We start from the raw sequence: 12130 nt of genomic DNA on the forward strand, positions 1-12130 counted from the left end.
TCTTTCTAAAAATTTTAAAAGTATTAATACGATTTATTACTTTCATCCACGATATTAGTGTTTATGCAGCATATATTAACTATCATATCACAATGGAAATAATTCACGTAAGTGCAGAGTGTTATCCGGTGGCCAAGGCAGGAGGTTTGGGAGATGTTGTGGGCGCACTGCCCAAGTACCAGGTAAAGATGGGGCACCACGCAAAAGTGGTTATGCCTATGTATAAAACAAAGTTCCTTTACCAGAATGAATGGGCGGTAGATTATAAAGGACGCACCAATCTTGGAGACAGATGGTTTGATTTTACTGTTATCAAAGAAAAACACAACGAACTGGGTTTTGATCTTTACCTCATCGATATTCATGGGTTGCTCGATCGCGAAGCCGTGTATGGTTATGCAGATGATACAGAGCGATTCACTGCATTCCAGATAGCTGTGGTAAACTGGCTCAGTCACTGGCAGCACAGACCAGATGTGATACATTGCCACGACCATCATACAGGGCTTATTCCTTTTATGATGAAACACTGCTACGATTACAATAAGCTGGCCGGCATACCTACTGTTTTTACCATACACAACGGGCAGTACCAGGGCTGGATGGGCTGGGACAAAAGCATGTATATTCCACGCTGGGATGAATGGAAACGCGGTATGCTCGAATGGGCAGGCACCATCAACCCGCTTGCCTCTGCAGTAAAGTGTGCATGGAAAGTAACTACGGTTAGCTGGAGCTATATGGAAGAACTGCGCTACAATTCCAACGGTCTTGAAGCATTGTTTGAATATGAAAAAGGTAAATGCGCCGGTATATTAAATGGTATCGATGCACAGGTATGGAACCCTGCTACTGATAAATACATAGACAATCATTTTACTACCGATACTGTTGATGAAGGCAAACAGGCAAACAAAGAACTGCTGTGTAAACAATTCAATCTTGATAGTTCGAAACCACTCTTCATATTCATTGGGCGGCTTGTTGGCGAAAAGGCCGCAGACATTCTTCCGGATGCTATCATGTCTTCGTTATACAACTTCAAAGACCAGGTAAATTTCTTGATGCTGGGCAGCGGAGAACCGAATGTAGAGTGGCAACTAAGCCAGCTGGTACCCGCTTACCCGGGCAGTTACAACGCCGTTATCGGTTACAATGAAAAGCTGAGTCACCTCATGTATTCAGGTGCAGACTTTTTGTTGATGCCAAGCCGTGTAGAACCCTGTGGCCTCAACCAGATGTATGCCATGCAATATGGAACTGTACCGGTGGTAAGAAGCACCGGCGGTTTAAAGGATACAGTAGTAGACATGGGCGATTTCCAGGGCTGGGGCATCCGCTTTAATCATGCAACTGTGGGCGACCTTACACATGCTATATGGCGCGGAATTGACCTGTACAATAACAACCGCGAACACCTTGCATGGATGCGGAAACGAATGATGAATATTGACAACAGCTGGGAAAATGCTGTACAGCAATACCTCAACCTGTACAGCAGTCTCAGGTAGCATTTCATATACATACTCCTTCATTACAAGATCTTTTTTATTATGTACCGGGCTGTAGCAATACTATGAAGCTTTCGTTGCGTCGCACTCTTCCACTGTTGAAGCATTACTGAACAAACGCGAAGACCAAAGCGAAAGTTTTTGCTGCATGTGCTTTGCTGTACAGTGTTTCAGGCTGTTTTATTATTGTGCATAACGCACATGCATGTAAATAGTATGTACATGCAACGCGCCTGTTACGTATAAACAGTTAAAAGCAGTTTTTATAGTACAACTTGTGAGAGACGAAAAAGAGAAATCAAAGAGCGTGTAAACTGCACGCGTTTTGCGGGTGAGAAAAAGCTTACGCAGGTAGCACATTGCCCAATAATGTTATACAGTACAAGTGAGTGACACAACAGGCGATGCCACATGCAAATAAGCTGATAAACAAAAAAATATTCTACTTAAATTTATTGCATATAAAATAATTATTGGTTACATAAACATCTTATATTTATTACCTCAAGCGATTACTTACATTAAATAAATCCAGTTCAATATGTTTTCTATAACACAGTCAGTGATAGCGGTGGTACTTGGTGGCGGAGCCGGTACAAGATTGTATCCGTTAACAGCAGCCAGGTCTAAACCGGCCGTACCAATTGCAGGTAAATATCGTTTGGTTGATATACCTATCAGCAACTGTATCAATTCAAGGATCAACAGAATTTTTGTACTTACGCAGTTTAACTCTGCCTCTCTGAACAAGCACATCAAGAACACTTATCATTTCAGTGCCTTCAGCACCGGCTTTGTTGATATACTTGCCGCTGAACAAACACCTGATAATGCAGGCTGGTACCAGGGTACAGCAGATGCCGTACGCCAGTGTTTGCGCCATATAGCCAATAACGATTATGAGTATGTGCTGATATTGAGCGGCGACCAGTTGTACCAGATGGATTTTGATGCTATGATCAATGATCACCGCGAGAAAGGTGCAGACATCTCTATTGCTACCATACCTGTTGGCGACCGTGATGCGCCTGAGTTTGGTATTCTGAAAGCAGACGGCGACAGTCTTATTACCAGCTTTATTGAAAAACCTAAAAAAGATATTCTTGGCGAATGGGTGAGTGATACCGGTGATGAGATGCGCAGCCAGGGCAGGGTTTATCTTGCATCTATGGGCATATATGTATTTAGCCGCGTGGTGCTGGATAAATTGCTGAAAGACGAATATGCAGAAGCAACAGATTTTGGTAAAGAGATCATGCCTAACTCAATCGGTAACTATAAAGTGGTAAGCTACCAATATGATGGTTACTGGACAGATATAGGAAATATCTACTCTTTCTTTGAAGCCAACCTTGCGCTTACACAGGATATACCACCGTTTAATTTGTTTGACAAAACAAAAACGGTGTATACAAGATCGAGAATGTTGCCGCCGGGAAAAATAAGTGGAACAACGCTGGAGAAAACAGTTGTTGCAGAAGGCGCACTGGTTTTTGCAAGCCGCGTTGAAACAAGTGTGCTGGGTATAAGAACACGTATTGGACATGGCACTACTGTGGTAAGTTGCTATATAATGGGTAACGATTATTATGAAACGCTGGAAGAGATGAGTGCCAATGCCAGCAAGGGCATACCCAAAATTGGTATTGGTGAAAGATGCTACATCAAAAATGCGATCATTGATAAAAACTGCCGTATAGGTAATGATGTAAGGATCAATGGCGGCCCTCACCTGGAGAACACAGATCATACTTTATATACCGTAAAAGATGGTATAGTAGTAGTGAAGAAAGGTGCTATTTTACCAGATGGATTTGTAATATAATTTCGTAAAACATCCTCTTTGCAGGATGTTTTTTTATTGTATTTTCGCTTTTGTGTAATTTTTACATATTAACCAAACTAAACGATTGCTATGGCTGCCACAGCCCCTGCTTCTTCAAATTCAGGTATTAATAAGCCTCGCCTAAGCCTGAAACATATATTCAATATGAGCTTTGGCTTTTTTGGAATTCAATTTGGCTGGGATTTACAACGCGCAAACATGGGGCCCATATATGAATACCTCAAAGCGTCTCCCGAACAAATTCCAATGCTTTTTTTGGCAGCTCCTTTAACCGGATTAATAGTGCAGCCCATAATTGGATATATGAGCGATCGTACATGGCATCCAAGATGGGGCCGTCGAAGACCATATTTTTTTGTAGGTGCTTTATTAAGCACTATATGTTTAGTCCTTATGCCTAATAGTGGTTCGTTATGGATGGCAGCAGGTTTATTATGGATTCTCGACACGTCCGGCAATATCGCGATGGAACCTTTTCGGGCATTTGTTGCAGATAAATTACCAGAAGATCAACGCACATCAGGCTTTGCTATGCAAAGTTTTTTAATTGGCATTGGCGGAAGCATTGCCTCAGCCCTGCCATGGATAATGTCGCACATTTTTAACGTATCCACTACTGCATCAACAGAAGGCATCCCCCTTTCTGTAAAGTTTGCATTTTACGTAGGAGGTGCAATTTTCTTTGTTTCAGTATTATATACCGTTTTAACGAGTAGCGAATACCCTCCAAATGAATTCAGTTTTAAGGAAAAAGTAAAGCAAAGTAACAAAGGTCTTGGCAGTGGATTTAAAGAAATCTTACATGCAATTAAATCGATGCCGCCTAAAATGAAACAACTGGCACTAGTACAATTCTTTACATGGCCGGGATTGTTTCTTATGTGGTTTTATTATAACACGGCTGTAGCAAGAAATATATTTAATGCAACAAGTACTACTGATCCCAATTACATAAAAGGTATAGAATACGGCGGGTTAACATTGTCCTACTATAATATAGTATCATTCCTGTTTGCCTTAACTATACCTTTTATAGCTAAATCACTGGGTAGAAAACTTACACACTCATTATGTTTATTATGTGGCGCTATCGGATTAATTGCAGTTGGATTTGTAAAACAACCTTTTGAACTGTATATATGTATGACAGGTGTAGGTATTGCTTGGTCTAGCATTTTATCTATGCCGTACGCTATGTTAGCTGGTGCTTTACCAGAAGATAAAATCGGAGTTTACATGGGTATTTTCAACTTTTTCATTGTGCTGCCTGAAATAATCGCCTCTTTATTCTTCGGATGGATAATGGAAAATTTACTTGATAATAACCGGATGCTTGCTGTACAAATAGGTGGCGTTCTAATGATCTTGGCGGCATTTATTTGCTATTTCGTGGTAAAAGAAAGGAAAGTTTTTATTACTGAAAATCCAAAGATCTCAAGGATTGAAATTGAGGAGAATCGTTCTGTATAATAACAAATCTCAAATTAAATTAAGAGCAACAACATTTACAAAAGACATTGCTACAATTTGAACAAATCGATAAACTGCTTAACTATGAAGTATAAATTTCTTTCCACTGCTTTAATGTTGTTTTGTTCGATATGCTGTTTTGCACAGTACGCTGAAGTATACCCCACAAACTGGTGGACTGGCATGAAGCATAATAAGATTCAGCTGATCTTTCGTGCAGACCATGAAAGTTTTAGTAATGAAAAAGTACAGATCAGTTATCCCGGGGTGAGTATAACAGGTACACACAAGTTTCCCAACGGAAAATACCTGGCCGTAGATATTACTATTGCACCCACCGCAAAACCTGGCAATGTACAAATCCGGTTTACTGACGGGGATAAGAAAAACGATGTTTCATGGTCATTAAAAGAAAGAAGAAAAGGTAATGGAACAACCTATGCCCAGGGTGTACAGCCTGCTGATTTCATTTATTTCCTGATGCCCGATCGTTTCAGCAATGGCGATCCATCAAATGACCATGTGGCGGGCATGAGAGATCAGTCACTGAACAGGGATTCAATTTTCCTGCGGCATGGCGGCGATTTACAGGGCGTAATCAATCACCTCGATTACCTGCAAAGCCTTGGTGTAACCACACTGTGGATGACACCCGTACTGGAAAATGATATGCCCGACAGAACAGAACACGGCTACGCATTTACCAACCACTATAAAATAGAACCTCGCATCGGCGGTGATGCAGCCTATCATAAACTGAGTGATGAACTGCACAAGCGCGGCATGAAACTAATACAGGATGCGGTGTATAACCATATTGGTTTATATCACTGGATTATACAGGATGCACCAGACAAAGACTGGGTACACCAGTGGCCAACTTTTACCAACCCCAACTATAAAGAGCAGGTCTTCTTTGACCCTTATGCAGCACCAAGTGATAAAAGGCAAATGACAGATGGCTGGTTTACCAACATGATGCCTGACCTTAACCAAAGCAATGCATATATGTCCACTTATCTTATTCAACATGCAATTTGGTGCGTGGAAGAATTTGGTATTGATGCATGGCGCATTGACACGTATAAATATGTTGACCTGGATTTTATGAACCGTTGCAATAAAGCATTGTATGATGAATACCCAAAGATTACCATGTTTGGGGAAGCATGGGGAGAAGGCATTGTAAACCAGGCTTACTTTGCAGAGAACAATATCAACACCCCGTTTAAGAGTAACCTGAACGGCGATATAGATTTTGAGCTGCTTTTTGGTGGTGTATATCCTGCGCTTACACAGAACAACCCGGGAAGGCTATACCAGACATTGAGTATGGACTTTTTATACAAACACCCGATGACTAATGTTATTTTTTTAGACAACCACGATATGTCGAGGATATTCTCTGTATTAAACGAAAATGTAGCAAAACAAAAAATGGCCATTAGCTGGCTGCTTACCACACGTGGTATACCGCAAATGTATTACGGCACAGAAGTGATCATGAAAGGCATCAGTAATCCTGATGGCTGGGTGCGCCTCGATTTTCCGGGTGGGTGGAGTGGTGACACAAAAAACGCATTTACCCAACAGGGCCTTACGGAAGATGAAAAAGCGGTACAGGAACTCACGAAAAAGCTTGGCAACTTCCGCAAAAATTCCTCCGCACTTAAAACAGGAAATACCATGCAGTACGTGCCTGCAAATAATCTGTACGTATATTTCAGGTATGACAATAACCAAACGATCATGTGCGTGATGAATACGTCAGACGCTGCACAAACAATAGACTTTACAAAGTATGTAGAGCGCACGGCAGGATTTACCAAAGCTGTCAGGGTTGCCGATGAACAACAATTTAGTATGGGTGATAAACTTTCGATTGGTGCAAATGAAATGTGGGTGCTCGAACTAAAGAAGTAAAAACAAAATGTTACCGTAACTGCTTCATGCCAAAAGGTATGAAGCAGTTTTTATTTTAGGCATACTAAAAAATGACTAAAAATTGTATACCAGCCCTACCCCGCTACCCGAAACATTAAATGAAGTTTTACCGGACAAGGCATTGAGCTTTTTACCATTGGAGCGCAGCAACGAGTACATGGTGCAATCAAACAATAAAAGAAAAGCACCCTGCATAATAACAGCGGTGCCATAACCTTTTAACTGGTCATTGTTCCGGCTGTTTCCGCGAGTGTTGAGGTATATACCTGTACCAATGTATGCAAAGTCAATTCCGCCATTGACCAGGAAAATTTTCTCTATTTGCTTTTGCGCTTTGATACTCTCTTCAACACCCAAAGTTGTTTGCATACGTTTGCGTGTACCTGCATGACTTAATAAGGCAATACCCAGATTTGTTGCGCCCCAGAATGTGTTCATCTGGTGAAAGTATTGATGACTGCCTCTTTCACTGGTGGCCCAGCCGGCAATACCGGCACCAAGGTTGAGAGCGCCCCAGCCACCGAGAACTTTCATACCCGCAAGCGTGGTTTTGTTGCGCACGCTGTTTAGCGCCTGCAAGCTGTCCTGCGACAACGTTTGACTACTATACACAATACAAAGGAGAAATATGATCTTTTTCATGGTATGTCATGGTTACATTACATATACGAAATGCAAACCGTTTTGTTTGAAAAATGTGATGACAACATGAAGCCGGACGTTTTGTTTATGCCTTAAGATATTTCTATTAATTGTGGAGACCGTAACCGCAGACTACAGTTGCCATGAAAAGATACAGATGAACGGACTGCGACGCAACAGGTGCTGCCATTAGTTTAAAAAGCCGGGAACATCATTTTCAAAAAACTGCATTGAGCACCTGTTGTGTTCTGTTTGCCAGGCTGCCATTTACAGCGATCATGGTGATGTTAAAATCACTGATCCAGCTTTCCAGTATGTCATTGACCTGTGCTCGTAACAGCGGCAGATCTGGTTCGCTGCAAACGTTGAGGTCTGGCTTCTCTATTGGTACAAAGACGAGCAGATCTATTGCCTGCATGGCGGTTTCAACCTGTGCATAGAGCGACCGGATATCTTTTGAAGGATCGAGTGCATAAATGTAAGCCAGCAGATCTATGGGACACCTGTCGAAAATTGTATTGCCCCTGCTTTTACGTATTTGCCTGAATGCATAGCTGAGCTGTTCCAGGAAATCGTCTGTACCCGGTGTTTCTGCAAAAGCATAACCGGCTTCTTCAAGCTGGTGGTATGGCTCAGCCGTTAAATCATAAGTAACCAGTTCCTGCTGCAGGCTTTCGGCCAGCGAGGTTTTACCAACGCGGTGTGCACCTGTTAAAGCTATTCTCATACAATGTTATAAAATACCTTCATCAGCAAAGCTGTAATAACCTTCTTCGCTTACGATAATATGATCCAGCACTTTTACATCGAGAAACCGGGCAGCTTCTTTAATTTTTTGCGTGATCTCTTCATCCTGCCGGCTTGGTTTAATGCTGCCACTGGGATGGTTGTGACAGAGAATGATATTTACCGCATCGTGCTCCAATGTTTTCTTTAAGATGATACGTGGGTCGGCCACGGTGCCTGTAATACCACCTTCGCTGATGACTTCGTAGTGCATGATTTTATTGGCACGGTTGAGGAAGACCACCGCAAATACTTCATGCTTTTTATATTGCAGTTTTGCACGCAGAAACTCGGCTATATCACGGCTATGCGTTACCGTTGTTCGCTTCCTGTCTGCGGTTTCGCGCCTTATACCCAGCTCGAGCGCTGCGGCAATTGTTACGGCTTTTGCTTCGCCAATGCCTTTCACTTTCAGCTTTACCATCTCCTTTACACTTAGCCGGCCCAACTGGTAAATTTCATTTTGTACAACAGCCAGTAATTCTTTGGCCACATCAACCGCCGACTTATCTTTTGTGCCGTTGTTGATAATAATAGCGAGCAGTTCTGCATTGCTCAGGGCCTCGGTTCCTTTCATTAACATCTTCTCTCTTGGCCGGTCATCTTCTGCCCAATGTTTTATACTTGTTCCCTGCATGTTGAAAAGTTATGAAGTATCAAAATACAATTTCATTTGCTAATTTTTATCTTCGCCGCACATCTAAATTATATGGGTCCATCAGTAAAGATATTTTCCGGTAATGGGTCTCATGAGCTTGCCGAGAAAATAGCACAACGATTTGGTGCAGCATTGGGTAAGGTAAACATCCAGAAGTTCAGCGACGGAGAGTTTCAGCCCATCTTCCTGGAAAGCATTCGTGGCGATTATGTTTTTTTGGTACAAAGCACTTTTGCGCCAACAGATAACCTGATGGAACTGCTGCTGATGATCGATGCAGCAAAGCGTGCCAGTGCATACAAGATCATTGCCGTAATTCCTTATTATGGCTTTAGCCGGCAGGACAGGAAAGACAAACCACGTGTGGCCATTGGTTCAAAACTTGTTGCAACTTTACTCGAAGCAGCAGGCGCCAACAGGGTGATAACCATGGACTTGCATGCGCCTCAAATACAGGCGTTTTTCGAAATACCTGTCGATCACCTCGACAGCTCTGCTATTTTCATTCCTTACATTGAGCAACTTAAACTTGAAAACCTTACCTTCGCGGCCCCTGACGTGGGCAGCACCAACCGTGTAAGAGAAGTGGCCAGCTATTTTAATGCAGATATGGTTATCTGCGACAAGCACCGCAAACGTGCAAATGAAATAGCCAGCATGGTGGTAATTGGTGAAGTGCAGGACAGGGACATTGTTCTTATAGATGATATATGTGATACCGGCGGAACACTTGCAAAAGCCGCAGGACTGCTGAAAGAAAAAGGTGCCAGAAGCGTAAGAGCTTTATGTACTCACCCCATCTTAAGCGGTAAAGCGTATGAGAATATTGAAAACAGCGTGCTCGAAGAATTGATCGTTTGCGATACCATTCCGCTAAGGCAGCCGTCTTCAAAAATAAAAGTGATCTCCGTAGCAGACCTTTTTGCCATCGCAATCAGGAATGCTTATGAGAATAAAAGTATCACAAGCCTGTTCATACACTCACAACTGAGAGGTAAAAAATAACCAGCCCGGGTAAAGCAGTGCTGAAACAGGATATATCACCTGCATAAGTCTTTTCTAAATTAAACAATACAAAACAATGAAATCAATTACAATCGAAGGACAACTGAGGACCGAACTAGGCAAAAAAGCCACCCGCCAGCTTCGCTCTCAGGAACTTGTGCCTGGTGTAATTTACGGGGGTGCCAAGGAAGTGAGTTTTTCCGCTTCGGCAAAGGCTTTAAAGCCATTGGTTTATACCGGTGAATTTCAACTGGCAGAAGTAAATGTAGATGGCAACAAGTACACCTGCATCTTAAAAGACCTGCAGTTCGACAAAGTTACCGACACACTTACACACATTGATCTGTTAGAACTGGTAGAAGACAAAAGAGTGATCGCAAACCTGCCTTTAAAATTTGTTGGCGCCGCAGCAGGCGTTAAAGCCGGTGGTAAACTGGTTTTAAAAATGAAGACCATCAAAGTAAAAGCATTGCCGAAAGATCTGAAAGAAAACATTGAGGTAGATATTACCAACCTCGAGATCAACGGTAACATTCGTGTGGAAGATATCAAAACAGAAAACATGGAAATCCTCAATTCTCCACGTATCTCTGTTGCATCTGTGGTTATGACACGTCAGTTAAAACAGGAAGAAGCTGCTGCACCTGCAAAAGGCGCTGCACCTGCAAAGGGAGCTGCTCCTGCAAAGAAATAAGCTACAGCTACATTACTACAGCCCTGTACATTGTACAGGGTTTTTTTTTAGCATGAAAGCAATATTATGAGCCAGGCTGTAGTACAGGCATGAAGCTTTCGTTGCGTCGCACTCTTGTACTGCAAAGCATCACTCAGCAAACGAGAAGACCATAGCGGAACAACCAGCCTGCAATACATGTCTTGTATTGTTTGATCAATAGTATAGCTGCAGAAAGTATTATTTTGCAGGCAATAAAAACCGGCAGTAAGTAATAAAAGAAAACTATGTCAAAGTACCTGATCGTTGGCCTGGGAAATATAGGTTCAGAATATGCACATACAAGACATAATATAGGCTTTGATGTGCTAACGGCTTTTGTGCTCAAACATAACGGCACATTCACTACACAAAGACTGGCAGAAGTAGCAGAAATAAAATGGAAAGGAAAGATCTTTATTTGCATAAAGCCCACCACTTATATGAACCTGAGTGGTAAAGCTTTTAAATACTGGATGGATAAAGAAAAAGTACCTGTTGAAAACACGCTTACTATCGTTGATGATCTTGCATTGCCGCTTAGTAAAATCAGGCTCAGACCATCAGGCAGCAGCGGTGGTCACAATGGTCTTACAGACATTGAAGCAACCATTGCTACAGACAAATATCCCAAACTGCGTTTTGGCATTGGCAACAATTACCCGCGTGGCATGCAGGTAGAATTTGTATTGGGCAAATGGTTTCCTGAAGAAGTTGCAGTGGTTGCAAAAAAAGTACAGGCATGTATAGAAGCCATTGAAAGCTTTTCCACTAACGGCATTGAAAGAACAATGAACTTAATAAATAAAACGGAATTTATTTAATTAAGTGAGTTGCATGTTTTATCTTGCGGTAAGGACATATATACTAAAACGGCTATAACTGATTACCTTATGGAAACAAACGTTCCTGTATTACCCTAAAACAGAATCTGAATCTATGAAAATATTTTGCGTTGGTCGCAATTATGCAGAGCATGCAAGGGAACTACATAACGACATTCCCGACGAACCAGTGATTTTCTTAAAGCCCAAAAGTGCTTTAATTCAACCACACGTACATTTTTACTACCCGGAATTTACCAATGAGCTTCACTACGAAGCTGAGCTTGTGCTGCGCGTTTCAAAAAACGGCAAATACATTCCCGATTATGCTGCCGCCAAATACTTTAATGCCATCACTGTTGGTATTGATTTTACGGCAAGAGATGTACAACAGGAACTTAAGAAAAAAGGCCTGCCATGGGAAAAAGCAAAAGCATGGGACAACTCAGCCATAGTAGGTGAATGGACTGACCTTACACCAGACCTGTTGAAAAAACCCTTCAACTTTTCAATGGATCTCAACGGCGAAACAGTACAACGCGGAACCAGTAATGACATGATTTTCTCCTTCGATAAAATAGTGGCTAACATATCCCAGTATTTTTCCCTTAACATTGGAGACCTCATTTTTACCGGAACCCCGGCCGGTGTTGGTGAATGTGTAGTAGGCGACGAACTCACAGGTTACCTGGAAAGCAAAAGAGTATTTTCACTCATCGTGAAATAATCTGC

11 protein-coding genes are annotated in these 12130 nt (G+C 42.0%); 8 read left to right on the forward strand and 3 right to left on the reverse strand.

Features of this window, described 5'->3' with window-relative positions; translation table 11 throughout:
* Positions 1–92 precede the first annotated feature (92 nt).
* The 4 genes from I5907_RS16770 (at position 93) to I5907_RS16785 (ending at position 6750) form a co-directional block, all read left to right on the forward strand.
* A complete protein-coding gene (locus tag I5907_RS16770; RefSeq protein ID WP_196991954.1) occupies positions 93–1511 on the forward strand; it encodes a glycogen synthase in 1419 nt (472 codons plus the stop codon).
* A 541-nt stretch (positions 1512–2052) separates the two neighbouring features.
* A complete protein-coding gene (locus tag I5907_RS16775) occupies positions 2053–3336 on the forward strand; it encodes a glucose-1-phosphate adenylyltransferase (RefSeq protein WP_196991955.1) in 1284 nt (427 codons plus the stop codon).
* Between the two features lie 90 nt (positions 3337–3426).
* Entirely contained in the window at positions 3427–4827 is a 1401-nt protein-coding gene (locus I5907_RS16780) for an MFS transporter (RefSeq protein ID WP_196991956.1), read from the forward strand.
* Between the two features lie 114 nt (positions 4828–4941).
* On the forward strand, positions 4942–6750 hold the full coding sequence (locus I5907_RS16785; RefSeq protein ID WP_196992476.1) for an alpha-amylase family glycosyl hydrolase: 1809 nt from the start codon (positions 4942–4944) through the stop codon (positions 6748–6750).
* A 75-nt stretch (positions 6751–6825) separates the two neighbouring features.
* Here the strand turns inward: I5907_RS16785 and I5907_RS16790 are convergent, their stop codons facing one another.
* The 3 genes from I5907_RS16790 to radC all read right to left on the reverse strand — a co-directional run bounded on the left by I5907_RS16790 (position 6826) and on the right by radC (position 8836).
* Positions 6826–7413: a DUF6992 family protein gene (locus I5907_RS16790; RefSeq protein ID WP_196991957.1), complete on the reverse strand. Its 588-nt coding sequence runs from the start codon at positions 7411–7413 to the stop codon at positions 6826–6828.
* A gap of 217 nt (positions 7414–7630) precedes the next feature.
* Positions 7631–8140: an AAA family ATPase gene (locus tag I5907_RS16795; RefSeq protein WP_196991958.1), complete on the reverse strand. Its 510-nt coding sequence runs from the start codon at positions 8138–8140 to the stop codon at positions 7631–7633.
* A 6-nt stretch (positions 8141–8146) separates the two neighbouring features.
* Positions 8147–8836: a RadC family protein gene (radC, locus tag I5907_RS16800; protein WP_196991959.1), complete on the reverse strand. Its 690-nt coding sequence runs from the start codon at positions 8834–8836 to the stop codon at positions 8147–8149.
* A 72-nt stretch (positions 8837–8908) separates the two neighbouring features.
* On the opposite strand from radC, the gene I5907_RS16805 reads away from it, so the two are divergent.
* From I5907_RS16805 to I5907_RS16820, 4 genes are all read left to right on the forward strand, one after another.
* Entirely contained in the window at positions 8909–9862 is a 954-nt protein-coding gene (locus I5907_RS16805; RefSeq protein WP_196991960.1) for a ribose-phosphate pyrophosphokinase, read from the forward strand.
* Positions 9863–9938: 76 nt separating this feature from the next.
* On the forward strand, positions 9939–10556 hold the full coding sequence (locus tag I5907_RS16810) for a 50S ribosomal protein L25 (protein ID WP_196991961.1): 618 nt from the start codon (positions 9939–9941) through the stop codon (positions 10554–10556).
* Between the two features lie 266 nt (positions 10557–10822).
* Positions 10823–11398, forward strand: a complete 576-nt coding sequence (gene pth / locus I5907_RS16815; protein ID WP_196991962.1) for an aminoacyl-tRNA hydrolase — start codon at positions 10823–10825, stop codon at positions 11396–11398.
* A 115-nt stretch (positions 11399–11513) separates the two neighbouring features.
* The gene (locus I5907_RS16820; protein ID WP_196991963.1) at positions 11514–12125 is read left to right on the forward strand and encodes a fumarylacetoacetate hydrolase family protein; all 612 of its coding nucleotides are present in this window, start codon (positions 11514–11516) and stop codon (positions 12123–12125) included.
* Positions 12126–12130: the final 5 nt, after the last annotated feature.

Origin of the sequence: Panacibacter microcysteis, assembly GCF_015831355.1 — a bacterium.
In the GTDB taxonomy this organism is placed as follows: Bacteria; Bacteroidota; Bacteroidia; order Chitinophagales; family Chitinophagaceae; genus Panacibacter; species Panacibacter microcysteis.

Excerpts from the sequence above, each read along its gene's own strand:
- I5907_RS16770 (WP_196991954.1), top strand. The coding sequence starts at position 93 with ATGGAAATAATTCACGTAAGTGCAGAGTGTTATCCGGTGGCCAAGGCA.
- I5907_RS16775 (WP_196991955.1), top strand. The coding sequence starts at position 2,053 with ATGTTTTCTATAACACAGTCAGTGATAGCGGTGGTACTTGGTGGCGGA.
- I5907_RS16780 (WP_196991956.1), top strand. The coding sequence starts at position 3,427 with ATGGCTGCCACAGCCCCTGCTTCTTCAAATTCAGGTATTAATAAGCCT.
- I5907_RS16785 (WP_196992476.1), top strand. The coding sequence starts at position 4,942 with ATGTTGTTTTGTTCGATATGCTGTTTTGCACAGTACGCTGAAGTATAC.
- I5907_RS16790 (WP_196991957.1), bottom strand. The coding sequence starts at position 7,413 with ATGAAAAAGATCATATTTCTCCTTTGTATTGTGTATAGTAGTCAAACG.
- I5907_RS16795 (WP_196991958.1), bottom strand. The coding sequence starts at position 8,140 with ATGAGAATAGCTTTAACAGGTGCACACCGCGTTGGTAAAACCTCGCTG.
- radC (WP_196991959.1), bottom strand. The coding sequence starts at position 8,836 with ATGCAGGGAACAAGTATAAAACATTGGGCAGAAGATGACCGGCCAAGA.
- I5907_RS16805 (WP_196991960.1), top strand. The coding sequence starts at position 8,909 with ATGGGTCCATCAGTAAAGATATTTTCCGGTAATGGGTCTCATGAGCTT.
- I5907_RS16810 (WP_196991961.1), top strand. The coding sequence starts at position 9,939 with ATGAAATCAATTACAATCGAAGGACAACTGAGGACCGAACTAGGCAAA.
- pth (WP_196991962.1), top strand. The coding sequence starts at position 10,823 with ATGTCAAAGTACCTGATCGTTGGCCTGGGAAATATAGGTTCAGAATAT.
- I5907_RS16820 (WP_196991963.1), top strand. The coding sequence starts at position 11,514 with ATGAAAATATTTTGCGTTGGTCGCAATTATGCAGAGCATGCAAGGGAA.